The 25,028-nt window shown below is 73.8% G+C and carries 24 protein-coding genes; 10 read left to right on the top strand and 14 right to left on the bottom strand.

What is annotated here, in order from left to right:
• Nucleotides 1-82: 82 nt before the first annotated feature.
• Nucleotides 83-1,495, bottom strand: a complete 1,413-nt coding sequence (locus tag AB0C21_RS04595; protein WP_500202676.1) for a B12-binding domain-containing radical SAM protein — start codon at nt 1,493-1,495, stop codon at nt 83-85.
• An 85-nt stretch (nt 1,496-1,580) separates the two neighbouring features.
• Nucleotides 1,581-2,759 carry an MFS transporter gene (locus AB0C21_RS04600; protein ID WP_500202677.1) on the bottom strand — a complete coding sequence of 393 codons (1,179 nt, stop codon included), beginning with the start codon at nt 2,757-2,759 and terminating at the stop codon, nt 1,581-1,583.
• A gap of 59 nt (nt 2,760-2,818) precedes the next feature.
• Between AB0C21_RS04600 and AB0C21_RS04605 the strand changes: the two genes are divergently transcribed.
• Nucleotides 2,819-3,829: an ArsR/SmtB family transcription factor gene (locus AB0C21_RS04605; RefSeq protein WP_500202678.1), complete on the top strand. Its 1,011-nt coding sequence runs from the start codon at nt 2,819-2,821 to the stop codon at nt 3,827-3,829.
• On the opposite strand, the gene AB0C21_RS04610 is transcribed toward AB0C21_RS04605, so the two are convergent.
• The 5 genes from AB0C21_RS04610 to AB0C21_RS04630 form a co-directional block, all read right to left on the bottom strand.
• Entirely contained in the window at nt 3,790-6,036 is a 2,247-nt protein-coding gene (locus AB0C21_RS04610; protein ID WP_500202679.1) for an MMPL family transporter, read from the bottom strand. The genes AB0C21_RS04605 and AB0C21_RS04610 overlap by 40 nt on opposite strands.
• Nucleotides 6,036-6,647 carry a TetR/AcrR family transcriptional regulator gene (locus AB0C21_RS04615; RefSeq protein ID WP_500202680.1) on the bottom strand — a complete coding sequence of 204 codons (612 nt, stop codon included), beginning with the start codon at nt 6,645-6,647 and terminating at the stop codon, nt 6,036-6,038. Before AB0C21_RS04615 ends, AB0C21_RS04610 begins: the two co-directional genes overlap by 1 nt.
• Before the next feature lie 191 nt (nt 6,648-6,838).
• On the bottom strand, nt 6,839-7,237 hold the full coding sequence (locus AB0C21_RS04620; RefSeq protein WP_500202681.1) for an STAS domain-containing protein: 399 nt from the start codon (nt 7,235-7,237) through the stop codon (nt 6,839-6,841).
• Complete coding sequence (locus AB0C21_RS04625) at nt 7,234-8,379, bottom strand: cobalamin B12-binding domain-containing protein (protein WP_500202682.1); 1,146 nt, start codon at nt 8,377-8,379, stop codon at nt 7,234-7,236. The genes AB0C21_RS04620 and AB0C21_RS04625 overlap by 4 nt, the downstream gene beginning before the upstream one ends.
• On the bottom strand, nt 8,376-10,103 hold the full coding sequence (locus tag AB0C21_RS04630) for a PP2C family protein-serine/threonine phosphatase (protein ID WP_500202683.1): 1,728 nt from the start codon (nt 10,101-10,103) through the stop codon (nt 8,376-8,378). Before AB0C21_RS04630 ends, AB0C21_RS04625 begins: the two co-directional genes overlap by 4 nt.
• Before the next feature lie 241 nt (nt 10,104-10,344).
• Here AB0C21_RS04630 and AB0C21_RS04635 point away from each other — a divergent pair, with 241 nt between their 5' ends.
• The gene (locus AB0C21_RS04635; protein ID WP_500202684.1) at nt 10,345-10,800 is read left to right on the top strand and encodes an STAS domain-containing protein; all 456 of its coding nucleotides are present in this window, start codon (nt 10,345-10,347) and stop codon (nt 10,798-10,800) included.
• A gap of 213 nt (nt 10,801-11,013) precedes the next feature.
• Here the strand turns inward: AB0C21_RS04635 and AB0C21_RS04640 are convergent, their stop codons facing one another.
• Entirely contained in the window at nt 11,014-11,289 is a 276-nt protein-coding gene (locus AB0C21_RS04640; protein ID WP_500202685.1) for a hypothetical protein, read from the bottom strand.
• A 144-nt stretch (nt 11,290-11,433) separates the two neighbouring features.
• Between AB0C21_RS04640 and AB0C21_RS04645 the strand changes: the two genes are divergently transcribed.
• Complete coding sequence (locus AB0C21_RS04645) at nt 11,434-12,078, top strand: TetR/AcrR family transcriptional regulator (RefSeq protein WP_500202686.1); 645 nt, start codon at nt 11,434-11,436, stop codon at nt 12,076-12,078.
• A gap of 23 nt (nt 12,079-12,101) precedes the next feature.
• Here AB0C21_RS04645 and AB0C21_RS04650 read toward each other — a convergent pair whose 3' ends face one another.
• Complete coding sequence (locus AB0C21_RS04650) at nt 12,102-12,785, bottom strand: response regulator (RefSeq protein WP_500202687.1); 684 nt, start codon at nt 12,783-12,785, stop codon at nt 12,102-12,104.
• Nucleotides 12,782-13,999 (bottom strand): sensor histidine kinase, encoded by a 1,218-nt coding sequence (locus AB0C21_RS04655; protein ID WP_500202688.1) that lies wholly within the window; start codon nt 13,997-13,999, stop codon nt 12,782-12,784. The genes AB0C21_RS04650 and AB0C21_RS04655 overlap by 4 nt, the downstream gene beginning before the upstream one ends.
• Nucleotides 14,000-14,163: 164 nt before the next feature.
• On the opposite strand from AB0C21_RS04655, the gene AB0C21_RS04660 reads away from it, so the two are divergent.
• Nucleotides 14,164-16,320, top strand: a complete 2,157-nt coding sequence (locus AB0C21_RS04660) for an MMPL family transporter (RefSeq protein ID WP_500202689.1) — start codon at nt 14,164-14,166, stop codon at nt 16,318-16,320.
• A 35-nt stretch (nt 16,321-16,355) separates the two neighbouring features.
• On the opposite strand, the gene AB0C21_RS04665 is transcribed toward AB0C21_RS04660, so the two are convergent.
• The gene (locus AB0C21_RS04665; RefSeq protein WP_500202690.1) at nt 16,356-16,994 is read right to left on the bottom strand and encodes a response regulator; all 639 of its coding nucleotides are present in this window, start codon (nt 16,992-16,994) and stop codon (nt 16,356-16,358) included.
• The gene (locus tag AB0C21_RS04670) at nt 16,991-18,196 is read right to left on the bottom strand and encodes a sensor histidine kinase (protein ID WP_500202691.1); all 1,206 of its coding nucleotides are present in this window, start codon (nt 18,194-18,196) and stop codon (nt 16,991-16,993) included. The genes AB0C21_RS04665 and AB0C21_RS04670 overlap by 4 nt, the downstream gene beginning before the upstream one ends.
• A gap of 169 nt (nt 18,197-18,365) precedes the next feature.
• Here AB0C21_RS04670 and AB0C21_RS04675 point away from each other — a divergent pair, with 169 nt between their 5' ends.
• The gene (locus tag AB0C21_RS04675; protein ID WP_500202692.1) at nt 18,366-19,421 is read left to right on the top strand and encodes an FtsX-like permease family protein; all 1,056 of its coding nucleotides are present in this window, start codon (nt 18,366-18,368) and stop codon (nt 19,419-19,421) included.
• A complete protein-coding gene (locus tag AB0C21_RS04680) occupies nt 19,418-20,131 on the top strand; it encodes an ABC transporter ATP-binding protein (protein WP_500202693.1) in 714 nt (237 codons plus the stop codon). The genes AB0C21_RS04675 and AB0C21_RS04680 overlap by 4 nt, the downstream gene beginning before the upstream one ends.
• Here the strand turns inward: AB0C21_RS04680 and AB0C21_RS04685 are convergent.
• A complete protein-coding gene (locus tag AB0C21_RS04685) occupies nt 20,119-21,534 on the bottom strand; it encodes a dihydrolipoyl dehydrogenase family protein (RefSeq protein WP_500202694.1) in 1,416 nt (471 codons plus the stop codon). The two genes, AB0C21_RS04680 and AB0C21_RS04685, sit on opposite strands and share 13 nt — an antisense overlap.
• 208 nt (nt 21,535-21,742) lie before the next feature.
• Between AB0C21_RS04685 and AB0C21_RS04690 the strand changes: the two genes are divergently transcribed.
• From AB0C21_RS04690 to AB0C21_RS04700, 3 genes are read left to right on the top strand one after another with little or no spacing between them, the layout of a single operon-like run.
• Complete coding sequence (locus tag AB0C21_RS04690; RefSeq protein WP_500202695.1) at nt 21,743-22,663, top strand: cation diffusion facilitator family transporter; 921 nt, start codon at nt 21,743-21,745, stop codon at nt 22,661-22,663.
• Between the two features lie 5 nt (nt 22,664-22,668).
• Nucleotides 22,669-23,031, top strand: a complete 363-nt coding sequence (locus tag AB0C21_RS04695) for a BlaI/MecI/CopY family transcriptional regulator (RefSeq protein ID WP_149261816.1) — start codon at nt 22,669-22,671, stop codon at nt 23,029-23,031.
• Nucleotides 23,028-23,918: a M56 family metallopeptidase gene (locus AB0C21_RS04700; protein WP_500202696.1), complete on the top strand. Its 891-nt coding sequence runs from the start codon at nt 23,028-23,030 to the stop codon at nt 23,916-23,918. Before AB0C21_RS04695 ends, AB0C21_RS04700 begins: the two co-directional genes overlap by 4 nt.
• A 16-nt stretch (nt 23,919-23,934) precedes the next feature.
• Here the strand turns inward: AB0C21_RS04700 and AB0C21_RS04705 are convergent, their stop codons facing one another.
• Nucleotides 23,935-24,396 (bottom strand): tellurite resistance TerB family protein, encoded by a 462-nt coding sequence (locus AB0C21_RS04705; protein ID WP_500202697.1) that lies wholly within the window; start codon nt 24,394-24,396, stop codon nt 23,935-23,937.
• An 81-nt stretch (nt 24,397-24,477) separates the two neighbouring features.
• Between AB0C21_RS04705 and AB0C21_RS04710 the strand changes: the two genes are divergently transcribed.
• On the top strand, nt 24,478-24,789 hold the full coding sequence (locus AB0C21_RS04710) for a hypothetical protein (protein ID WP_500202698.1): 312 nt from the start codon (nt 24,478-24,480) through the stop codon (nt 24,787-24,789).
• The last annotated feature ends 239 nt before the right edge of the window (nt 24,790-25,028 follow it).

The raw sequence follows: 25,028 nt of genomic DNA on the forward strand, positions 1-25,028 counted from the left end.
GCGCCGCTCCAGTTGTAGGAAACCTGCAAAGCGGTCGCCTACGCTGCGCGGGCACCGAGCGGCGCACCGGCGCCGGAAGTGATCAGGATACGGATGCCCGCTCCGGTTCGCGGTGAGGCCCGGAGCGGGCCGGACGGCCGCCGAAGCCGGACAGGACGGCCTCCAGCAGCGGCAGCGCGCGCCCCGCCCGCTTCGCGCGGATGACCAGGTCCCAGGCGGGCTCGAACTTCTTCCAGCCCCCGGCGTAGGCGGCGTGCCTGGCCTTGCCGCGCAGGGTCGGCTTGGTCGCGGCGCCGCGCAGGATCGAGCCCCACCGGTAGAAGTCGCGGTAGGCGCGCCAGTAACCGTCCTCCAGTTGGCGGGCGGTCATCTTGGCGGGCTTGAAGACGACCGTACGGGTGTCGTACCGGTCCCAGTCGGAATGAAGGAGCCGGTCGGCCTTGGCCATGCGGTCATAGAGGCGAGTGCCCGGATAGGGGGTCAGGATGTGGAAGGTCGCGGTCTCGATGCCCTGGCCGACCGCCCACTCGACGGTGCGGTCGAACACCGCCGGGTCGTCCTCGTCCATCCCGAACACGAAGCTTCCGTTGACCATCACGCCGTTGTCGTGCAGGCGGCGGACCACCGCGCCGTAGTCGCGGTCGATGTTCTGCCATTTGCGCTGCTCGGTGAGGTTGCCGGCGTTGACGGTCTCGAAGCCGACGAACAGGCTCCGCAGCCCGGACTCGACGGCCTTCTCCAGGAGCCCGGGGTTCAGCACCGCCTTCACCGTCCCCGCCGCCTGCCAGAGCCGCCCCATCCCGCGCATGCCGTCGAACAGCGCGGACGCGAACCGGGCGTTGCCGAACAGGTGGTCGTCGAGAAAGTACAGGTGCCGCCCCGGCAGCCGGTCGATCTCGGCGAGCGCGGCGTCGACCGTCTGGGTGTAGAACGACTTGCCGCCCTCGAAGAACGCCTCCTTGTAGCAGAAGTCGCACACGTGCGGGCAGCCGCGCGACACCACGATCGAGTTCGGGACCAGGTAGCGCTCGCGGGCGATGAGGTCGCGGCGGACCGGCGGCAGCCCGGCGAGCGTCCGCTCGGCGGAGTCGTAGCGGGCCGCCGGGCGCCCGGCGCGCAGGTCGGCGAGGAAGCGGGGCCAGATGTCCTCGCCCGGCCCGCAGAAGACCGTGTCGGCGTGCCGGGCCGCCTCGTCCGGGAGCGAGGTGACGTGCAGCCCGCCCAGGCAGACGTGCGCGCCCCGGGCGCGGTAGAGGTCGGCCAGCTCGTAGGCGCGCCGCGCCGAGGTGATGTAGACCTGGATCACCACGAGGTCGGGCTCGTCGGAGGTGTCGACCTTCTGGACGTGCTCGTCGGTCAGCGTCACCTCGTCGTCCGGGTCGAGGTAGGCGGCGAGCGTGGCCAGCCCGAGCGGCGGGAACAGCGAGTACTTGATCGGGCGGAAGAACGGCGACGTCGCCTCGGTCAGGGCCGGGAGGATCATCTTCACGCGCATGCCTCATTGGACGCCGCCCCGCCGCGCCGGTGGCGTCCGCCGTGTGCGGATCGTGTGGAGACTCCGTGCAGGCCGGCGCCGCCGCTCAGCTCGCGGGCCGGAGTTCGGGGAGGGGACGGAGCCCGGGCGCCAGGGCGAGAGTGACGGCCACGGAGGCGGCGGCCATGATCGCTATGGCGATCGCGGGCGAGGTCGCCTGGGCGGCGCCGCCCGCCACTGCCGCGCCTATGCCCTGCATGGTGACCATGCCGGACCCCTGCAGGCCGAGAGCGTGCCCGTGCAGGTGGTCCGGCGTCAGCGCCATGAGGCGGTCCTGCAGGAGAAGGGTCGCCGCGAAGCCGACGGAGGCCAGCAGGGCGGCCGCGGCCGCGAGCGGGAGCGGCGGGTCGAAGGCGAACAGCAGGTAGGGGACGGCCAGCAACAGCCGCAGGCCCGGGCCGAGGCGCTCGCGCAGGCCCACCGGGACGAAGCGGCCCGCGACGGTGTCCCCGATCAGCATGCCGACGGCGGCCGCGGCGAGCAGGAGGCCGGCGTGGTCCGGGGAGTAGGAGACGAAGAGGGCCTCGCAACCGACGATCAGGCCGTTCGGCACCCACATCGCGAGGTAGGTGTGGCGGCGCGGCGCCGAGGAGAGCAGCCGCACGTTGGTGCGCCAGGTCTCCGACGGGCTCGGACGCCCGGCGGCCCGGGGCGGGCGGCGGCTCAGCCCGGCGAGCGCCACGACGGCGGTGAGCAGGTAGAGCGCGGCACCGGTGAGCAGGGTCCCCCGGGGAGAGAACGCGACGACGAGGACGCCGCCGACGGCGAAGCCGCAGATCTGCGTCGTCCCCACCGACATGTTCAGGACGGAGCGGCCGAGGAGCTGGCCCTCCCTCGGCAGGATCTGGCTCATCAGGCTGTGGCGGACGCCGCTGCTCAGCGAGGCGACCATGCCGAGGCCCAGGACGACGGCGAACAGCGCCGCGAGCGGGAGGCCGGGAACCGCCAGGACCGCCGTCCCCGTACCGAAGAGCAGGGCCATGCACGCGAGCGCCGCCCTCGGCGGCAGGCGGTCGGCGGCCGAGAGCAGCGTCAGCGCGCCGGCCAGCTGGGCGAACGAGCCGCCGAACATGCTCAGCGCCGCCAGCAGCGGCGACCGGGTCGAGTCGAACACCAGCGTGCCGAGCGCCAGGCCGCTGACCGTCTGGGCGGACACCTGGACCGTGAACGCCGCGAAGAGCGGCGTGTACTCCGGCGTGCGGAAGAGATCCCGATACGTGCGCATGATCGACAGGCTGGGGCGTGCCGCCGGGCGGCCGGTAATGTTTCGCGAGGAGGCGAAACATGGGCTGGTGGCTGGTCAACGCGGACACGCTCGCGAGCGGGCGGTTCGTGGTCTCGGCCCTCGCGGAGACCACGGCCTGCGTGAAGCTGCTGGCGAAGGGCGCCGCCGCGCACCCGGGGGAGCAGGCATGGCTCGACAACCACCTGCCCTGCTACCGGCGGATGCTCCGGCGCGACCCCGTCACCGCCGCGCTGCTGGACGCCGCCCTCGGTGCCAGGACCCGGTGGATCGCCGACCTCCTGACGCCGCCGCATCCGGGAGTGGGATCACCGACGTTCCGCGAGGAGCTCGCCGCCGTCCGCAAGACGCCGCCCGAGCGCGCGTACGCCGACCTGGAGGTCTCGTTCGGCGGGCCGCTGCCCGCCGAGCTGCGCCGCACGGACGCGCCCGAGCGGATAGCCGACCTCCTGGAGTGGGTGTGGACGAACACCGTCGAGCCCGACTGGGAGCGCCGCCGACGCGTCATCGAGGCCGATGCGGTCGCGCGCGCCGCGCAGCTGAGCCACGGCGGGTGGGCCGCCACGCTGGACGACATGAACCCGGGGATGCGCTGGCTCGGTGACGGCCGCCTGCAGATCAACGTCTTCGACTACCCGCCGCGCGACGTCTCCGGGGCCCGGCTGCTCTTCGTCCCGGTCACCCCGCGCGTGGGCTGGGTGGCCTGGGAGGAGCCGGAACCCGACCGGTACGCGATCGTCTACCCCTGCTCGGCCCCGCTCGCGGGCGCGGGCGGCGCGCCCGTCCCCCAGGCGCTCGAACGCCTCCTCGGGCCCGGACGCGCCCGCGTCCTCGTCCTGCTGGAGACCCCGCTGAGCACCACGCAGCTCGTGGCGCTCAGCGGGCAGGGGCTCGGCTCGGTCGGCCGCCACCTCCGGGTGCTGTCCGACGCCCGCCTGATCGACCGGCGCCGCGCCGGACGCTCCGTCCTGTACTACCGGACGGCCACCGGCGCCGCCCTCGTGGACGGCGTTCAGGCTCCGGACGCCCCCGCCGGGCCGACCTCCGGGTGAGCCGTCCGGGCCCCCTCCTCGCCGAACCGGGGGAGCCGCCGGCCGAGCCCGCCGGGCAGCCACCAGTTCCAGTCGCCGAACAGCCTCATCAGGGCCGGGACGAGCACCAGCCGCACCAGGGTCGCGTCCAGCGCGATCGCGGTCGCCAGCGAGAGCCCGAACTCCTTCAGCTCCAGGATCCCGGCGGTCAGGAAGCCGCCGAACACCGCCACCATGATCGCCGCCGCCGCCGCGATCGGGCGGGCCGTGTGCTCGACCCCGGCGGCGACGGCGGTCGCGTTGTCGTGGCCGTCCTCCCACGCCTCCTTCATGCGGCGGATGAGGAAGACCTCGTAGTCCATCGAGAGGCCGAACAGCAGCACGAACACGGTGATCGGCAGGTACACCTGGACGAACCCGGTGCTGTGGAAGCCGAGCAGGCCCTCGCCGTGGCCGTGCTGGAAGACCCAGACGGTGAGGCCGACCGACGCGGCGGTGACGAGCAGGTTCATGGCCACGGCCTTGACCGGCAGCGCGACGCTCCGGAACACCACGAGCAGGAACAGCAGCGACAGGCCGAGCACGAGCGCCATCACGTAGGGGAGCTTGCCGGTGGTCTCCTCGGACAGGTCGACGAAGGTCGCGGTGGCGCCCCCCACCAGCACCTGCTGGTCCGGGGCGGCCTCGGGCGCGATGCCGCTCCGGATGTCCTTGACCAGCCGGGTGGCGGCGGGCGAGTCGATGGGCACCCGGGGGACCGCGTTGATCAGCACCCGTCCGGAACCGGGCAGGGACTCCACGTCGGCGACCCGCCGGTCCTGCCGGATGAGGGCCGCCACCCGCGCGGCCTGGCGCTGCCCGGCGGCGTCCAGCGCCGCGCCGTCCGGACCGGTGACCACGACCTGCACCGGCGACACCGCCCCGGCGGTGAAGGAGCGTTCGAGGACGGTCTGCGCCCTGGCGGTCGGCCGGCCCTCCAGGGACGCGGTGCCGAGGTCGATGCCGTACTTCACTCCGGGCACCGGGAGCGCGCAGACGACCAGGACGGCGGCGGCCGCCAGACCGAACACGACCGGCCTGCGCATCACCAGCCGGGCCCACCGCGCCCACGTGCCGTGCTCGGCGCCCGCGCCGGACCGAGTGTCGGCCGGGCGCCACCGCTCGGGCAGCGACCAGGCGTCGACCCGCGGCCCGAGGACGGCGAGGACGGCGGGCAGCAGCGTCAGCGCGGCGGCGAGAGTGCACACCACCGAGATCAGCACGCCGGTGGAGATCTCCCGGAAGACCGGGGCCTCCATGACGAACAGCGAGCACACCGAGATCGCGACGACGACGCCGGAGAACAGCACGGTCCGCCCGGAGGTCGCGACGGCCGTCCCGGCGGCCTCCGCGACGGCCTCCGGCCGGCGCGGCCCGCCCCGCGTCACCCCGCGCCGGGCCAGCTCCTCCCTGAACCGGCTGACGATGAACATGGCGTAGTCGATGCCGATGCCCGTCCCGATCATCGTGACGATGGTCAGCAGGAAGGAGTCGAAGGAGAACCCGAACGTGAGCAGGTAGACGACGCCGAACGTGAGGACCAGCCCGGCCATGGACAGCACCAGCGGCAGCACCGCGGCCGCCACCGCCCCGAACGCCAGCACCATCACCGCGAGCGCGATCGGCATGCCGATCGCCTCGCCGCGCTCGGCATCGGCCGTCCCGACGACGGTCTGGTCGTTGGTGATCGGAGAGTAGCCGGTCAGGTAGGCCGCCACCCCGTCACCGGGGGCCGCCCTGTCGAGTGCGTCCTGGAGGCCGGCCGCCCTGGCGGGCCGCTCGCGGCCGTCGCCCTTGAGGCCGACGACCGCGATCGCGGCGCGCCCGTCGGGCGCCACCTGCCCTCTCGCCTGCGGGTCGAACGGGCCGATGACGGTGACCACGCCCTCCTCCCCGCGGGCCGCGCCGACCACCTTCTGGACGGCGGCCTTGCGCGCCGGGTCGTCGATCCGGCCCCGCGCGGCGTCGAAGACGATGACGTCCTGCTCGTCCCCCTGGCCGGCGAAGTACCGCTGGACGAGCCGGGAGGCCGCGGTGGACGGCGCGCCGTCCACCCCGTAGTCGGGTGACTTGAGCTGCTTGGTCAGGAGGGGGAAGCTCGCCCCGCAGGCGATCAGCACCACGATCCAGGTGGTGATCACCAGCCGGCGGTGCTCGGCCATGAGGGCGCCCCAGCGACGTCGTCCCATCATTTGCCTCCCAGGAGGGTTCGCACGGCCTCGACCGCGCCTGCCAGATCGAGTTCGGGGTCCATGACCAGGTGCAGCAGCAGCCCGTCCAGGAGCGCGGCGACCACCGTCGCCGTGCCGGACGCGGGCGCGCTCGCGGTGACGCCGCCGCGCTCCTGGTCCCGCCGGACCAGCTCGGTGAGCGCGGCCCGGAACTCCCGCGTCGCCGCGGCGATGGGCTCGCGCAGGGCCGGATCGCGCGAGGACTGGCGCGCGGTCTCCAGCAGCAGTCCCACGGACGGGTCCTCGAGACCGCCGCCCGCGAACCACGCGAGCGTGCCCTCGAACATCTCCTGGACGCTGCTCGCCGTCGCGAGCGCCTCCAACGGCTCGGCGAGCGCCTGGAGCGTCGCCGTGACGGCGGCCTGCCGGAGCACGTCGTCCTTGCCCTGGAAGTGGTAGCTGATCACGCCGTGCGGCACCCCGGCCCGCGCCGCGATCGCCCGCATGGTGACCCGCCCCCACCCCAGTTCGGCGATCAGGGCGGCGGTCGCCTCCAGGATCGCCGCACGGGTGGCGGCGCCTTGCTCGGCACTCGTCGGCCGAACGCCTCGTCCATTCGCTTTGGCCACTTGGCCAAGGTACGCCCGACCGTTGCACAATGCAATAGACGGGCAAGGAAAGTGCGCGGGCCCGCCGGCGCTCACCGGGCGGGCTCCTCGACGCGTCCTCGCGCCTGCCCAGGGCTCCCTGGGCGTGGCATCCAATGCCGACGACGTGCCGGGCCGGGACCTGACCCGCAGCGCCGGGGGCCGTCAGGAGGTCACTGGGCGGGTTCTTGGTCCTGGCTCTCGGCGGACCCGGCGGCCTGAGCCGATTCGGCCGACTCGCCGGTGAGGTGCTGGAAGGTCCCCGTGAGGTGCAGGAGCCGGTCGAGCTGCGGAGGCCGGCCGCTCAGCACGAGGCCGACGCCCGCGGCGGCCGTCCGGCGGCGGACCATCAGCAGGGCCGCCAGGCCGGCCGAGTCGCACATGCCCATCCCGCCGCAGGCCAGCTCCAGGTCGCGGACGTCCGGGTGGTCCTCCATCTGCCTGCGGACGGTCGCCACCAGCGTGTCGGCGGTGTAGAAGTCCAGGTCGCCCTCAATCTCGATCCGCAGCGCCCGCGGCCCGGGGAGGGTCGCGACGACACGCAGCGGAGTATCGGGAACAAAGGCGGTCATGCGGTCCTTTCTCCGGCGGAACCGCCCGGCGCGTCCGTATCGGCGTCGGCGGCGTCCGGCACCGGCTGCCGGAGCGACTCACAGGCGCTGGAGAGCATCCCCGTGGCCCGGGGGTAGTCGACGAGTTGCTCCGCCAGCAGCTCCAGCCCTGGCAGGAGGCTCTTCGCCGGCACGCCCCTTGCGGTGAGGATGCCCGCCGTCCACTCGATGAACCCGGTGAACAGGCCGGGGTCGTCCACGTAGAGGGCGGTGGCGAGGAAGTCGACGATGTGGGCGATGTCCTCGGCGGTGTGGCGGAGCTGCTCGTCGGTGTAGTCCGCCATCGCCGGGAAGCGGGCCGGGAGCTCGGCCATCACGTGCCGCACCAGCTTGCGCGAGGTCCGGCTGACTTGCGTGTACTCCTGGTCGGCCAGGTGCGGCAGGTCGTCGATGACCTGGTGCAGGGGCGGCGGCTTCGGCAGCGGCCCCTCCGCGAGCTGGTCGGCGGCGGCGCGGGCGTCGGGGGCCCAGCCGTCGGCGCCGAGCAGGGAGGCGTACCGGCCGTCGATCCCGTACGCGGCGCCGCCCACGATGACGGGCGTACCGGTCGCCTGGCAGGCGGTGATGGCCGCGTGCGCGGCCGGCAGCCGGGTGGCGATCGAGGACGACAGCGCCACCACCGCCGGGTTCGCCCGGTGCACGTGGGAGATCAGGTGCGGGGTCGGGACCTGGGCGCCGAGGTAGTCGACCTGCCACCCGCGCAGCCGCAGCACCTCGGCCAGGATCCGCGCGGGCAGGGCGTGCCACTCCCCGTCGATGCACGCCACCGCGACCCGGCCGCGCGGTTCGGCGCGGTGCCGCGCCATGGCCTCGCGGACGGCCGGATGGTGCGCCAGCGCCGCGATCGTCCGCTCGTTGATCGCGGTCGCGGTGTGCTCCTGCGCGACCGTGAGCCGGTTCGCCGCCCACTCCCGGCCCACCCGGGCCTGCGCCGGAGCGATGACGTCCAGCAGGACGGTCTCGGCGTCCATCCCGTGGTCGAGCGCGGCGGTCACCGCGTCGGCGGCCGCGTACTCGTCGCCGGCGAGGAGGGCGTCCCAGAGCGCGTCCGTCCAGCCGTCGAGCTCCGGGGGCGGCCCGTGGTGCTCTGCGGGCCTCGTCACGCGGTGAACCTCCCTGGTCCCTGCCCCCCTACGGCGCTGAGGTGGAAGCGCCGGGGAGCGGTGATGGCGACCACGGCCATGTCGTCGTGCTTGCCCGTGCCCACCCATTCGGCGGCGAGCATGTGCACCCGTTCGACGAGCGCTTCCGGGGGCATTCCCCCGCAGCGGGCGAGTTCACCGCTCAGCCGCTCGTCGCCGAACATCTCGTCGCCCAGCGGCCCGCCGAAGGCCTCGGTGATGCCGTCGGTGTAGAGCAGGCACGTGTCGCCCGGCTCCATCAGCACGGTCGCGGTCGTGGACGAGATCTTGTCCAGCACGCCGATCAGCGACCCGCCCGTGTCGGGGGCCTCGACCTCGCCGCCGGCCCGCACGATCAGCGGGCGGGAATGGCCGGCGCTGGTCAGCCGCAGCCGCACGAGGTTGCCCTCGCGCCGGACCGACGCCAGCACGAGGGTGACGAATCGGGTGGACTCGCTGTTCAGCAGGGTCCCGTTCAGCAGCTCCAGCACGCGCTTGTGGTCGCCGGCCAGCGGAAGCAGGGCCTGCAGCGTGTTGCGGATCTTGCCGGTGAGCACGGCGGCCTCCAGGCCCTTGCCGCACACGTCCCCCAGCACGACCAGCGACTCCTGCTCGGCGCCGGAGCCGTCGGCGGCCGCAGGGTGCAGGTCGTAGAAGTCGCCTCCGACGCGCTCGCCGGCGCCCGCCGGCCGGTAGCGGGCCGCGAGCTCCACCTCCTCCAGCTCCCTGGTGCGCGGCGGCAGCAGGTCGCGCATCAGCGTGTCGGTGATGGACGCCTGCTCGGCGTACACGCGGGCGGCCGACATGGCCGCGCCGGCCCGCGCCGCGAACAGGCGAGCGATGGTCTCCTCGCCCTCGGAGAACGCGCGCCGCCCGCCCCGGCGGAGCAGTACCAGCGCCCCGGCGGGCATGCCCTGCCCCGGCAGGGCGGTGACCACCATCGCGCCGAGGTCGCCCAGGTCCGTGCGGACGATCCAGGAGGGCGCGGCGGTCGGGTCGAGCCAGCGCGACGGCACCGGCGGGAAGCCCTGCATCGCCTCCGCGAGCCCCGGCACCTCCGCGGGGTCGACGAGGAGCTGCTGGTGGTCCACCTCGCCGTCCGGGCCGCAGTAGGAGACGGGGTAGGCGCGCCCGGGACCGGGCGCGATCACCAGTGCGGCGTCGGCGAGGTACCGCGCCGCCAGCTGGACGGTCACCTCCATGCACCGTTCCAAGTTCAGCGACGCCAGCAACTGGCCGGACGCCTCCGCCAGGAAGGCCGTCCGCTCCCGCTCGTCGGCGAGTTCGCGTTCCAGCCGCCGGTGCGCGGTGACGTCGAACAGCCACCAGACCGTCCCCGGCGCGATGCCGGGCTGCGCGTCGGGGGCGCCCGTGCCCTCGTCGGGCACGCCGTGGGCCTCGAAGACGCGGTCGCCGATGGGGCCGTCGGCGAGGGGGCCGGGCCGCGATGCGCCGGTCTGCGGCAGATCGTCGGCCGCCACGTCGGAGAGGGGGGTCTCGGTCAGGGAGTGGTGGGCCTCGGCCAGCCAGGCGGGCGCCGCGTCGTCCAGCCGTGTGCCCGGCAGCATGCCGAGCAGCAGGCGCGCCGCGTCGTTGAGCCGCATGACGGTGCCGGTCGGGTCCACCGCGAGCGCGGGGTAGGGGCCGGGCCCCAGCGCCGGGTCGAGAACGCGCTGAGTGCCGTCTATGCCTTGGGTCAGTTCCATCACGTCGCAGCCTGCGGCGGGACCACTTCCTTCCTGCACTGAGCCGCTGAACGAGGATCGTGTCCTCGCCACCACCCTAACCACAACAAGACAGTTGCCGGAAGGCAAAGATTCGTGCGGTTTCCCCTTGCGGGCCTGGACAAGGCCGGTAAGCACCGAGGTCAGCGGGTGTGGTCGGGGCCTCAGGAATGCCGTCCGCGTTCCGGGGTAGCCTCGCCTCCACAGGAGGTGGAGTCCGGTGATGGACGCGGTACAAGACGGAAATCACACGTCGCCACGACGATGGCACGATCCTCACGACAGGCTTCGGATCGGCATCGAGAACCGCGATACCTGCCTTCTCGTCCGGGTGGACGGTGAAATCGATTACCTCACGGCCGACGGCTTCCGGGAGCATGTTCTTTCTCACTGTTCCACCACCTGGAGAATCGTCCTGGATCTGCAGGATGTGAAGTTCTGCGACTCCTCCGGGCTGGGTGCCCTGGTGGGCGTCTGGAAGGCCGTCACGGCCCAGCGCGGCCGGCTGGTCCTCAGCCGCCCGAGCCCGGTGTGCCACCGGATCCTCCAACGCACGGGCCTCGACGCGCACATGCTCATCAGCCCGACCCTCCGGCACGCGTTCGCGACGGTCGCCGGCGACCAGGCCAGTGCGCGGCCTTCGCCATTGGTTCCCAACGCGCGCCAGGACGCCTCCTGAACGGCGCCGAACTGTCGAGCGGTCCAGTTCGGCCTTCTGCTTCGAAATGACCAGCTCCGGCATCCCTTGGGGGCTTGGCGGACGACCCGGCACCACCTGAATCGCCCACCGCTCCTTATCTCGATCCAGACACATGGTCGCCGGATCGAAGCGTCCGGCGTCCCGTCCGAAAGGGCGGGCGTCCCGAAGGCGATCGGCGGCGCGGTGGGCGGGCTAGATTTCTTCCACGGGCGTCCGACGTTCCGCTGCGCGGCGCCGCAGCGCGGCGTAGGTCCGCAGAATCGCGGGGACGAGCGCGTACACGACGGTGGGCACGACCACGCCGGTCACCACCAGCGTTCGAAGCGGCAGCGAAAGCGATCCCAGCAGGGGGCCGAGCAGCAGCTGCGTGAGCATGATCATCAGGTACACGGCCAGCCAGGTGAACGCGGCGCGCAGGTGGATCGAGGGACCCGCGACGGCGGCGGACGTGGGGCGGAGCGACGGCATGGCGCCTCCTCGTGGTTCGGCGGGCTCGTGGTTCGGCGGGCTCGTAGTTCGTTGAGTCGCCAAACTCCAACTCGTGAGTTGGAGTTTGCCACACCCGGCGCCAGATTCCAACTCGCTAGTTGGTAATTGCGGTAGGCTCGGGTCATGGCATGGGACACCGCGAGGACGAGGCGGCTCATCCTGGACGCCGCGGTCGCCGAGTTCGCCGCCCACGGGCCCGAGGCGGCCCGCATGGACCGGATCGCGGCCACGGCCGGGGTGAACAAGGAGCGGATCTACTCCTACTTCGGCAACAAGCGGCAGATGTTCGCGATCGTGCTGACCACGGAGCTGGAGCGCCTGGCCGAGGCCGTGCCGCTGGACGAGCGCGCCGCCTCCGACCTGGGCGAGTACGCCGGGCAGGTCTTCGACTACCACCGCGAGCACCCGCACTTCGTCCGGCTGCTGCACTGGGAGGGCCTCCACACCGCCGACGACGAGCCCGTGGCGGCCGAGGCCGAGCGGACCGCGCACTACGCCGAGAAGATCGCCGCGCTGGCCGGGGCGCAGGAATCGGGGCGCCTGGACACCCGGCTCGCGCCGCGGGAGCTGCTGTACGCCGTCATCGTCCTGGCCGGCTGGTGGTTCGCGACCCCGCAACTGCGGCGGATGCTGATGCCCGACCTCGACGACGACCCGGACGGCCAGCGCGCCGCGCTCGTCCGCCTCGTCGAGGCCCTGATCGAACGGCCGGCCGCCGGTGGCGAGGCGGCCGGCGGGCGCGGCACGTCCGAACCGTCAGGGACGTAGCAGACCCCCGGCGAGCCGCGCGGTCATGCGTCGGGCTCGACGAGTCCCGTCTGGTAGGCGGCGACGACCAGCTGGGCGCGGTCGCGGGCGCCCAGCTTCGCCATCGCGCGGCTGACATGGGTGCGCGCGGTGGCCGGGCTGATGAACAGTGCGGCGCCGATCTCCTGGTTGCTCAGCCCCCGCCCGATCAGGGCCAGCACCTCCCGCTCGCGCTCGGTGAGCACCGAGAGCCGGTCCTGCGCGGCCTTGGACGCCGTGTGCCGCGCGGTGAACCGGCCGATGAGCCGCCGGGTGATCCGCGGTGCGAGCAGGGCGTCCCCGGCCGCGACCACGCGGATGGCGTGCAGCAGCTCGGCCGGTCCGGCGTCCTTGAGCAGGAAGCCGCTGGCGCCGGCCTGCAGCGCCTCGAAGACGTAGGCGTCGGTGTCGTAGGTGGTGAGGATGAGGATCCGGACGCCCTCCAGCCCCCGCATCTTGGTGATCTGCGCCGTGGCCTGGATGCCGTCCAGGTTCGGCATGCGGATGTCCATGAGGACGACGTCGGGGCAGGTGGCGCGGGCCAGCTCGACGGCCCGGGCGCCGTCGGTCGCCTCCGCGACCACGGTGATGTCGTCCTCGACGTCGATGAGGAGCCGGAACCCGGACCGCACGAGCCCCTCGTCGTCGGCGAGCAGCACCTTGATGGGCGCCGCGGGCGCCGCGCTCACCGCGGCCGCCCGGCCGGTGCGAGGGGCAGCCGGGCCGTCACCTCGAAGCCTCCGCCCGGCGTGGGCCCGGCGTCGAACTCGCCGCCGAGCAGCCGGCAGCGCTCGCGCATGCCCAGGATGCCGCGGCCCGGCCCGCGCGAGTCGGTACCGCCGGGCGCGGAGCCGTTCCCGCCTCCGGTGCGGCGGCCCTCGTCGGTCACGCGGATCTCCAGCGCGTCGGTCCCCGGATTCAGCGCGACCGTCACCCGGGTGGGCCCGACGTGGCGGATCACGTTGGTGACCGACTCCTGAAGGATCCGGTAGGCGGCGCTTCCCACCGCGCCCGGCAGCGGCGCCGTGGGCGGGGACGCGTCCAGCGTGACGTCGAGCCCCGCCTCGCGCGCCTTCGCGGTGAGTTCGTCGATCTGGTCCAGGCCGGGTTGCGGTGCGCGCCCGTCGTCGTCGTCACGGAGCACGCCGAGGATGGCCCGCATCTCCTGCAGCGCCCGGGAACTGGTCTCCTCGATGGCCCGCAGCGCTTCGCGCGCCTGCTCGGGCCGCTTGTCGAGCACGTGCGCGGTGACCCCGGACTGCACGTTGATGATCGCGACCGCGTGCGCGACGGTGTCGTGGACCTCGCGGGCGATCCGGAGGCGCTCGGCGTCGACCCGGGCCCGCGCCACCTCCTCGCGGGTCCGCTCGGCCAGTTCCGCGCGCTCCTGCGCCTCGGCCGCGATGACCCGCCGGGACCGGACGGACTCGCCGAGCGCCGCGCTCATGACCGAGGCGCCGATGCGGAAGAACACCCATCCGATGGCGGCCCGGGGCTCGATGTCGGACGCCTGGTACAGCCAGACGGCGGCGAGCACGGCGATCCCCGTCCCGGCGATCAGCAGGGAGCGGCGCCCGTCCCCGTAGGCCGCGAGCGTGTACAGGGAGACGAAGAGTCCGAGCCAGCCGGGCCCGTCCGGGAAGTCGACGGCGTAGTACGCGAGGCTGGCGAGGGCGGTGGCGGCGAACACCGGCACCGGCCACCTGCGGCGGACGACCAGGACCAGGCCGCTCACCGCCAGCAGCGCGTACCCGAGGTTCCCCAGGTCGGCGAGCGGGCGGGTCGCCCCTTCGGCGGCGACGCGGGCGACCGTCCCCTGCACCTGCATCACGGTGACGAAGAGCGCGAGCAGCGTGTCGTGCGTCACCGCACGCAGGGAGAACGGCCCGGTATGGCGTTCCATGACGCGATCGTACCGAGCCGGTGCGCGGGCGCCGCTGCGCTCAACCGCGTGACCTGCTACTCCGTCCGGTGTAGCGCCGCCCGGACGGCGTACGCCCGATCGTGTAGGCGCGGCCGATCGTCGGCAGACGCGGCGGACGCCCCGCCGGCGCGACGATCGCCGCCATGAGCGATCATTCCTCCATTCCGCGAACGGACGGCGCCCTCGCGGCGCTGGCCCGGTTCTGCCACCGGCGGCGCCGCCTGGTCCTGCTGGCCTGGATCTTCGGCGTGGCCGCGGTGGCCTTCGCCGGCTTCGGCTACGGCGCCGCCTCCGACAACGACTTCTCCGGCGGGGACTCCGGATCCGCCAAGGCGCAGGCGCTGATCGAGCGGCACTTCCCCGAGCGGCAGGGCGACACGCTGACCCTCGCGATCAAGGCGTCGAAGGGGATCGACGACCCCGCCGCCCGGCGGCGGATCGAGAAGGTCGTCGCCGACCTGGACGCCTCGCCCCTGACCGGGCCGGTGACCTCGCCGTACCGGGACGCCGCCCAGGTGACGCCGGACCGCCGCATCGCCCGCATGACCATCCCGCTGACCGACAAGGAGGTGAAGAAGACCGCCGTCAAGCCCCTCGTGGACGAGGTCAAGGACGCCTCCGGCGACGGCGTGACGCTGGGCCTCGGCGGCGAGCGGGCGGAGAAGGCCGAGACGCCGCCGCAGGGGCCGACCGAGGGCGTGGGCATCCTCACCGCGGCGGTGATCCTGTTCGTCTCCTTCGGATCCCTGGTCGCGATGGGCCTGCCGATCATGACGGCGCTGATGGCGATCCTCGGCGGCATCGCCCTGATCAGGCTGGTCGGATACCTCGTCCCCTCGCCGGACTTCACCGTGCTCGTCGCGGCGATGGTCGGGCTCGGCGTCGGCATCGACTACGCGCTGTTCATCGTGACCCGCTACAGGGAGGCGCGCCAGGACGGCGACGAGCCCGAGAGCGCCGCGGTCAGGGCCATCACCACTGCGGGCCACGCGGTGCTGTTCGCCGGCACGACGGTCGTGATCGCGCTGCTCGGCCTGGTCGTCATGGGGCAGCGGCTGATGACCGGCGTGGCCATCGCCGCGTCGGTGACCGTGCTGGTCACGATGGTCGCCGCGGTGACCCTGCTGCCTGCGCTGCTCGGCTTCACCGGCCACCGGATCGACTCGCTGCGGCTGCCGCGCCGCGCGCCCCGCCCGCGCTCCGCCGAGCGGCGCCCCCCGGCCGAGCGGTGGGCCGTGACGGTGCAGCGCCGGCCGCTGCTCGCGGCGGTCCTGGCGGGCGCCGGCCTGCTCGTGCTCGCGGCTCCCACGCTGTCGATGCGGCTGAGCCTGCCCGACGCCAGCGTCCAGCCGCGCGACCGGAGCAGCTACACCTCCTACGAGATCCTCTCCGAGGGCTTCGGCCCCGGCTACGGCGCGCCCCTGATCTTCGCCGCCCGGATCGGCTCGGCGGACGCCGATCTGCGTCCCGTCGTCGAGGCGGTCGGCAGGACCGGCGGCATCGCCTCCGTCACTCCGGCCCGGATCAGCGAGGACGGGCGGGCCGCCACGTTCATGGCCTTCCCGAAGACCGGGTCGCAGGACGAGGCGACCGCCGACCTGGTGCACGAGCTGCGCGACGACGTCCTGCCCAAGGCGCCCGGCGGCGCCGAGGTCCAGGTGGGCGGGCCCAACGCCGCCGCGATCGACGTCGCGGAGGACGTCGGCGCGCGCCTGCCCCTGATGGTCGCGGTCGTCCTCGCCCTGTCCCTGGTGCTGCTGATCGCGCTCGTCCGGTCGGTGACGATCGCGGTGCAGGCCGCGGTGATGAACCTGCTGTCGATCGGCGCCGCCTACGGCGTGCTGGTCGCGGTCGTCCAGTGGGGATGGCTCGGCTCGGCCCTCGGCTTCCCCACCGAGATGCCGATCACGACCTGGGTCCCGATGATGATGTTCCCGCTCCTGTTCGGCCTGTCCATGGACTACGAGGTGTTCCTGATCTCGCGGGTCCGGGAGGAGTACGAGCGCACCGGCGACACCCGGGCGGCCGTCACCCGCGGGCTGGCCCGCACCGCCAAGGTCATCACGGCCGCGGCCGCCATCATGATCGCCGTCTTCGGGACGTCCCTGCTCGGCTCCGACGTGTCGGTCAAGCAGATCGGCCTCGGCATGGCCGTCGCCGTCCTCATCGACGCCACCGTGGTCCGGATGATCCTCGTCCCCGCGGTGATGGAACTGTGCGGCAGGGCCAACTGGTGGATGCCCGGCCACCGCCCCGCAAAGCCCACCCCGGTCAAAGCCGCGGAGAAGGCCCGGGTCTGAGCAATCGGCCCCGGCGGCGCGGTGCGGGAGGCGGGTCAGGTCGGGCGGATCAGGCCGCGGCGGGTGGCGGCGGCGACCGCGGCCGTGCGGGAGTCGACGCCGAGCTTGGCGTAGATGTGCACCAGGTGCGTCTTGATCGTGGTCTCGCTGAGGAAGAGCCGCTTGCTGATCTGCCGGTTCGAGAGCCCCTCGGCGACCAGCCGCAGCACCTCCAGTTCGCGGGCGGTCAGCGTCGCGGTGGGCGAGCGCATCCGGCCGAGGAGGCGCGAGGCGACGCTAGGCGCGAGCGCGCTGTCGCCGGCCGCGGCCGACCGGATCGCAGTGAACAGCCTGTCCGGGGGCGCGTCCTTGAGCAGGTAGCCGGTGGCGCCGGCCTCGACGGCGGCGAGGATGTCGGAGTCGGTGTCGAACGTGGTCAGCACGAGGACGCGCGGCGCGTCCGGCCCGGCGGCGGTGATCTGGCGGGTGGCCTCGCTGCCGTGGATCCCGGTGCCGAGTTGCAGGTCCATGAGCACGACGTCGGGGGAGAGGCGGCGCGCCTCCTCGACGCCCTCCTGCCCCGTCGCGGCCTCGCCGACCAGCACGAAGTCGGGCTGGTCGGCGAGCATGGCGCGGATCCCGGAGCGCACCACGGGATGGTCGTCCACCAGCAGGATGCGGATCGGCCCGCTCACCGCCGCTCCTCGCCGTCGGGCAGCGGCAGGGTCGCGACCACGGCCGTCCCCTCCCGAGGGGCCGACTCGACGGTGAGCGCCCCGCCCAGCGCGCGGGCCCGGTCGCGCATCGTCCGCAGCCCGTAGCCGGTGCCCGGCCCGTCCTCCGGTGGACGCCCGCCGCCCGCCGCCGGGTCGAAGCCGCGGCCGTCGTCGTAGACGTCCAGCACCACCATGTCGTCGAGGTAGGTCAGGGTGACTCCGACGTTCTCGGCGCCGGAGTGCCTGGCGGCGTTTCCGAGGGCTCCTTGGGCGATGCGCAGCAGGGCCACCTCGTAGTCGACCGGGAGTTCGGCGGGGGACCCGGACACCTCGAAGCGGATGCGGGCCGCGGAACGGGCGGCGGCCGACTCGGTGAGACGGCGCAGCGCGTCCGGCAGGGACGAGCGCTGGAGGGCGGGCGGGGCCAGCGCGCGCACGAAGTTGCGGGCCTCCTCCAGGTTCTCGGCGGCGGCCTGCTCGGCCTCCGCCAGCCGTCCGAGCGCCGCGCCCCGGTCGGTGTCGAGGTCGCGGCGGGCGGCGCGCAGCAGCAGGATGATGCTGGACATCCCCTGGGCGAGCGTGTCGTGGATCTCGCGGGCCAGGCGCTCGCGCTCGGTGAGCCGCGCCGCGTCGGCCTCCGCGCCGAGGAGCTTCTCGCGGGTGCGGACGAGGTCCTCGATGAGCCGGCGGCGCTGCTCGCTCTCCCGGTACAGGGCCCGGTAGGCGAGGGCCATGAGCGTGGCGACCGAGGCGCCGATGCTCGGGCCCAGCACCTCCGCCAGCGTGACCCCGCCGCCGTGCCAGGCCACGGCCGCGACCGCCGCGGCCGTCAGCAGCACGACGCCGGGCAGCGCGGCGGGCAGCGGCAGCAGGTGCAGGTAGAGGAAGAACAGCGGGAAGGCCAGCCAGACGAAGTCGGGCGACGCCAGGGCCAGCCCCGCCCAGCCCGCGGTGAGCAGCGCGAGCCACAACCGGGCGGGGACCGGACGAGGCGTCCGGTGCCGTCCGGCCCAGACCACCCCGCCGGCGTAGAGGACGCCGAGCGCGAGGCCCCCGGCCGCCGCCCCCGCCTGCCCGTCGTGCAGCGTGCGCACCAGGGCGATCGCGAGCAGCACCAGGAAGGTGCCGTGCACGGCCCAGCCGAGCAGCCGCACCGCCGGCGAGAACGGATCGTTCGGCATTTCTCACTCAGCGTAGGCGACGGGTTCCCCTGGTCGCATCGATCGAAAGGTTGATGTCCGGCCGTCCGGAAGAAGGCGTTCCGCGCGTCCCGGCGCACGATGTGCCGGGACGGGCCCGCGGCGCACGCTGGGAGACGTCAATCCCAGATCACGTGGAACGGGGGCGCCGGTGTTCGTGGCACTGCGGGACCTGCGGTTCGCCAAGGGGCGGTTCGCGCTCATGGGGTCGGTCGTGCTGCTCATCACGCTGCTGGTGACCCTGCTGTCCGGGCTGACGGCCGGGCTGGCGCGCGACAGCGCCTCGGCCGTCGAGGACCTGCCCGCCGACCACATCGTCTTCGGCGGTGAGGCCACCTTCTCGGGGAGCCGGATCGGTACGGCGACGGCGAAGGGCTGGCGGGACGTCCCGGGGGTGAGGGCCGAGCCGCTCGGCATCTCGATGGGCCGGATGTCCTTCGGCCCGTCCGGTGAGCGCGGCGCGCCGGCGGCGCTCTTCGGGGTCGCTCCGGGGAACCGGGCGCACCCGCCCGCGTCCGGGCAGGTCGTGCTGTCGGAGGAAATGGCCAAGAACACCGGGTTGGCGGCCGGCGACAGGGTGCAGGTCTTCGGGCACGGGCTCACCGTGGCGGGTACGGGCGGTGCTTCCTCTTACAGCCACACGCCGGTCGCCTGGATCGGGATCGACGACTGGCGCGCCCTCGAACCGTCCGGCGGCGACCGGGCCGCGACCGTCCTGCTGCTCCGCGAGACCGGCCGTGCCGACCTGGACGCGGCCGACCGGCGGCTCGGCACCACCACCATCGCCCAGGGGGACGCCAAGTCCGCGATCCCGTCGTTCTCCTCCGAGAACGGGTCGCTGCAACTCATGCGGGGCTTCCTGTTCGCCATCTCGGCGCTGGTCATCGGCGCGTTCTTCACGGTCTGGACGATCCAGCGCCGCGGCGACGTGGCCGTGCTGAAGGCGCTCGGCGCGAGCACCGGCTACCTGCTGCGCGACGCGCTCGCCCAGGCCGTCCTGGTGCTCCTGGCCGGGGCCGGGCTCGGCGGCGCCGTCGGCGGACTGGCGGGGCTCGCCATCGGGGACCGGGTCCCGTTCGTGGTCTCGGCCGCCACCACCGTGCTGCCCGTCGCGGTGATGGTCGTCCTCGGGGCGGCGGGCGCCGCGCTGGCCATCCGCAAGATCACCTCTGTCGATCCGCTGACCGCGCTGGGAGCCGCACGATGAGCCTGGCCCTCACCGACGTCGTCCTGACCTATCCCGACGGGGACCGCACCCTCACCGCGCTCGACCACGTGAGCCTGGCGGTCGGGTCCGGCGAGTTCGCCGCGGTCGTCGGGCCGTCCGGATCCGGCAAGTCGAGCCTGCTGGCCGTCGCCGCGACGCTCATCGCCCCCGCCTCCGGGACGGTGCTGGTGGCGGGCCGGGAGACCACCGGGCTGCGTCCCGCCGAACGGACCCGGTTGCGCCGCGACCACATCGGCATCGTCTTCCAGCAGCCCAACCTGCCGGCCTCGCTGACGGCCCTCGACCAGTTGACGGTGATGGCGCACATGGCCGGCCGGTCGCCGCGGCGGGCCGCCGCCCGGGCCCGCGAACTCCTGGCCGCCGTGGACCTCGCCGGCATGGAGCACAAGCGGCCGCACCAGATGTCGGGCGGCGAGCGCCAGCGGGTCAACATCGCCCGCGCGCTGATGAACGGCCCGGAGGTGCTGCTCGTGGACGAGCCCACCAGCGCCCTCGACCACCACCGCGGCGAGCAGGTCGTCGAGCTGCTGGACGGGCTCACCCGCGACCGGCGGCTGGCCACGGTCATGGTCACCCACGACCTGGCCCGGCTCACCGCCGCCGACCGCGTGTACTCCATGACCGACGGCCGGTTGTCCGAGGACAGTTCGGCCGGTTCGCAGGCCGCCGGACGGGCTCAGCCGCGATAGGCCTCCAGGAGGCGGAGCCAGATCTCGCTGATCGTGGGGTAGGACGGGACGGCGTGCCACAGGCGGGAGATCGGGACCTCGCCGGCGACCGCGACCGTGGCCGAGTGGAGCAGTTCGGCCACGCCCGCGCCGACGAAGGTGACGCCGAGGAGCGTCTCGCGGTCGAGGTCGACCACCGCGCGGGCGCGCCCCTGGTAGCCGTCGGCGTACAGCGAGGCCCCGGCCACGCCGCCGAGGTCGTAGTCGACCGCCCGCACCCGGTGCCCGGCCCGGTTCGCCTCCTCCAGGCTGAGCCCGACGGCCGCGGCCTCGGGATCGGTGAAGACGACCTGCGGCACCGCCCGCTCGTCCGCGGTCGCCACGCTGCGCCCCCAGTCGGCGGTGTCGAGCGGCCGTCCGGCGGCGCGGTCGGCGATCACCGTCCCGAAGATCCGCCCCTGGTACTTGCCCTGGTGGGTCAGCAGCGCGCGGCCGTTGACGTCGCCCGCCGCGTAGAGCCACTCGCCGGACACGCCGGCCGCCAGCCCGGTGGAGTCGACCTCGATCGACCGGCCCGGGGCCAGCCCGACGGTCTCCAGCCCGAGGTCGGCCGTCGCCGGGACCCGTCCGGTGGCGAACAGGACCTCGTCCGCGGTCACCGTCTCGCCGCCGTCGAGGGTGAGCACCACCGCTCCGTCGCGGCGGGCGGCGGTGACGGACGTGCCGAAGCGCAGGTCGACCCCGGCCGCGCGCAGGCCCTCGGCCACCAGCTCTCCCGCGAACGGCTCCATCCGGGGCAGCAGGCGCGACCCGCGCACCAGCTGCACCACCTCGCTGCCCAGCGCCCGCCAGGCCGTGGCCATCTCGCACGCCACCACGCCGCCGCCCACGACCGCGAGCCGCGGCGGAACCCGCTCGGAGGCGGTCGCCTCGCGGCTTGTCCAGGGACGGACCTCGGCCAGTCCGGGCAGGTCGGGCAGCGCCGCACGGGTACCCGTGCACACCGCGACCGCGTGCCGGGCGGTCAGCACCCGCTGCCCGCCGTCCGGGGTCCGCACCACGACGCGTTTCGGCCCGTCCAGCCGCCCATGGCCGCGCACCAGGACGAGCCCGGCGCCCTCAAGCCAGGAGACCTGGCCGTCGTCCTTCCAGTGCGAGGTGAACTCGTCCCGGCGGCTGAGGACCGCCGCCGCGTCCAGCGTCCCGCCGACCGCCTCGCGCGCGCCGGCCACCCGCCGCGCGTCCGCGAGCGCGGCGGCCGGGCGCAGCAGCGCCTTGCTGGGCATACACGCCCAGTACGAGCACTCCCCGCCCACCAGCTCGCTCTCCACGACCGCCGCGCTGAGCCCGCCGGCGTGGGCCCGCTCCGCCAGGTTCTCCCCGGTCGGCCCGGCCCCCACCACCACGACATCGAACTCGTCCATGCCCCGCCCTTCGGTCAGCGCGGTCCCTGTCCACGCGGATCTGCCGGAACCACACTAATGAGCGAGCAGCCAGGTCGCGGACGCGCGAAGAGCCGCCCCCGCGGCGCCGCGGCGGCGAACCCGGCCAGGGGCGAACCCTTCAGGACATGCTGCCCGCGATCACCGCCTACGCTTAGCCGGACGTTCCGGGGATACGACAGGGGAGTCCGTGAGCGCCGAAGGCAGTACCAAGGCCGTCGTCACCGCGCTGGGCGCGAACCTGGGCATCGCGGCCACCAAGTTCGTGGCGTTCGCGCTGACGGGGTCGTCGTCGATGCTGGCGGAGGCGATCCACTCGGTCGCCGACTCCAGCAACCAGGCGCTGCTGCTGATCGGCGGGAAGCGCGCGGAGCGGGACGCGACCGAGGAGCACCCGTTCGGCTACGGGCGGGAGCGCTACATCTACGCCTTCCTGGTGGCGATCGTGCTGTTCAGCCTGGGCGGGCTGTTCGCCCTGTACGAGGCCTGGCACAAGATCGCCGATCCGCACCCGATCGAGGAGTGGCAGTGGGTGCCGATCGCCGTCCTGCTGGTCGCGATCGTCCTGGAGGGGGCGGCGCTGCGCACCGCGGTCCGCGAGTCGAACCGGAGCAGGGGGCGGGCGGGCTGGGTGCAGTTCGTCCGCCGCTCCAAGTCGCCGGAGCTGCCGGTCATCCTGCTGGAGGACACCGGGGCGCTGATCGGGCTGGTGTTCGCGCTCGCGGGCGTCGGGCTGACCCTCGTCACCGGTGACGGCGTCTGGGACGGGATCGGCACCGCCGCGATCGGCCTGCTGCTGGCGGCCATCGCGATCGTGCTGGCCACCGAGGTCAAGAGCCTGCTCATCGGGGAGTCGGCGACCCCGGAGCACGTGCGGCTGATCAGGCAGGCGATCCTGGAGGGCCGCGACGTCCCCGCCGTGATCCACATGCGCACCATGCACCTCGGGCCGGACGAGCTGCTGGTCGCCGCGAAGGTCGCCGTCGACCTCCAGGACGACGCGCGGGAGGTCGCCGACGCGATCAACGACGCCGAGGCCCGCATCCGCGCGGCGGTGCCGATCGCCCGGCTCGTCTACCTCGAGCCGGACGTGCTGCGGAAAGGGGGCTGAGGACGGTGGGGCGCAGGCCGCTCGGGCAGTTGGAGGCAGAGGTGCTCGCCGCGCTGGCCGGGCTCGGCGGGGCGGCCAGCACCGCCGAACTGGTGGAGCGGCTGGACGGCGACCCCGCCTACACGACGGTGAACACGATCCTGCACCGGCTCCACGAGAAGAAGCTGGTCTCGCGGACCCGGACGGGCCGGCACTACCGGTACCGGCTCGCCGTCGACGAGTCCGAGCTGGTGGCGGGGCGCATGCGCGACCACCTGCGGCACGCCAGCGACCCCGGCAACGTGCTGAACCGGTTCGCGCGGTCGCTCAGCGCCGAGGAGGCGCGCAAGCTGCGCGAGTTCCTCGACCGTCCGGAGGCCGGCGGGTGAACTGGTACACCTTCCTGCCCCTCGCCATCATGCTGACGCTGAGCGCCGTGCTGGCGAAGGCGCCGTCGCGGCTCCACCCGTCCTGGTCGGCGCGGCTGCTGGCGACCACCGGGGCGCTGACCGGCGTGGCCGCGCTCGGCACCGGCTTCTTCGTGGCCGTCAACTACGCGGCGACGCTGGCGCCCGCCGCCGCGGCGCACGTCCCCGAGTGGGCGCTGTTCGGGGACGACCGGCCGGTCCCGGACGCGGTGGGGGTCCCGGCGGCCGTGCTGTCGGCGGCCGGGCTGGCGGCCGCGGGCAGGGCCGCCGCCCGGGGGGCCGCCGCGCTCCGCGCCGCGCGGGCGGACGCCCGCGAGCCGCTCGACACCGAGGTCCCGATCGCCGTCGCGGTCCCCGGCCGCCGCGGCGGCGTCCTGGTCTCCCGGGGCCTGCTGCGGAAGCTGACGGCCGAGGAGCTCCACGTCGTCTTCGAGCATGAGAGCTCCCACCTCAGGCACCGGCACCACCGCTACCTCGCCGCCGGGGCGCTGGCCTCGGCCGTCCTGCCGCCGCTGCGCCCCCTCGCCGCCCGGCTGCGGCTGGCCACGGAGCGGTGGGCGGACGAGGACGCCGCGGAGGCGACCGGCGACCGCGCCGCCGTCGCCCGGACGATCGCCAAGGTCGCCCTCGCGCAGCCGCGCGACCCCGGACCGCTGAGCGCGTTCGCCGAGTCCGGGGTCGTCGAACGGGTCGAGGCGCTGATGGGCACGCCCCCGGCCAAGAACACGGTCACCGGCCCGCTGCTGTTCATGGGCAACGGCGTCGTCACCGGGTCGCTGACCGCCGCGACCCTCCAGCTCGACCACGTCCTCGTGTCGTTCCTGCTGTCGGTGCTGGCGTTCCGCTGACGGGCCGCGCCGCCCCTCAGAGCTCGAACTCGGCGGGGTCGAGGCCGACGGCGAAGCAGGCCTCGCGGACGACGGCCTTCTCGCTCTGGTCGAAGTGCCCGTCCGCGCCGCCGATCACGATGCCGATCTGGATGACGGCGCGCGCCTCGGCCGGCCTCTTCTTGGTCTTGCCGATGTCCTGCAGCACCGCCACCTTCCCGAAGTCGAAGTCGGCGGTGAGCTTGGCCACGTAGTCGTTGAACCGCCGCTGCAGGTCGTCGGCCGGGAAGTTCTGCAGCACCTCGTTGGAGGCGATGAGGGACGCGGTGCGCTGCCGTTCGGACGGGTCCACGCTGCCGTCGGCGGCCGCGACGAGCGCGCACATCGCCATGCTCGCGTCACGGAACGCTCCGCTCTTCAGTTCGTTCTTCCTACTGAGCAGCTGCGTCTGCATGGTCTGGGTTGACTCGCGCAGCTTGTCCCAGAAAGGCATCGTCATCCTCCGCTCGTCGGCCGTCTCCACCGACCCTAGTCCAACTGCTACAAACGTAGTAGCAAACCCCGGGGAGGTGCCGGCCACATGCCGGTGAAGGCGTCCGGAACGGGAGACGGCAGGCCGCCCTACGCGCTCGCGGCGGTCGCCGCACTGGTCGCGGTGGCGGTGACCTTGGACGTCCTGCTCGGCGGGCCGCTGCGGCACCTCGCCGCCGCCCACGCCATGGCGGCGGGTGTCGCGGTCGCCGTCGTCACGCTCGGGTACCACTGGCCGACCGGCGCCGTCGCGGGCTGGGCGCTCGGCCTGCTCCTGGCCTGCCTCGGCCGCATCCTCGTCCTCCCGCGCCCGCCCCGGCGCGAAGGGGCCGTCCCGGCCTACGACACTTGTAGCAAATAGCGGCCGGGGTTTACGGGAAACGGTGTCCGGGGTCGGCCGCCATTAACGGGCTTCCCTGCCGGCGGACGGGCGCGAAGCCCGAGTCCGGGGTAAAAGGCTTCCGTTAGCCCGGCAAATGAGTTAAAGTGTCTCTCGGTGTGCCGGGAAGCCTGGTCGGCGAGACAGGATACGTCTCCGATCAGGAGGGTCTATGACTCCCCGGCACTTTCTCGTTCCGGCGGCTCCGCGGCGCCGTGGCG

It is taken from the genome of Spirillospora sp. NPDC049024 (assembly GCF_040649235.1).
In the GTDB taxonomy this organism is placed as follows: Bacteria; Actinomycetota; Actinomycetes; order Streptosporangiales; family Streptosporangiaceae; genus Spirillospora.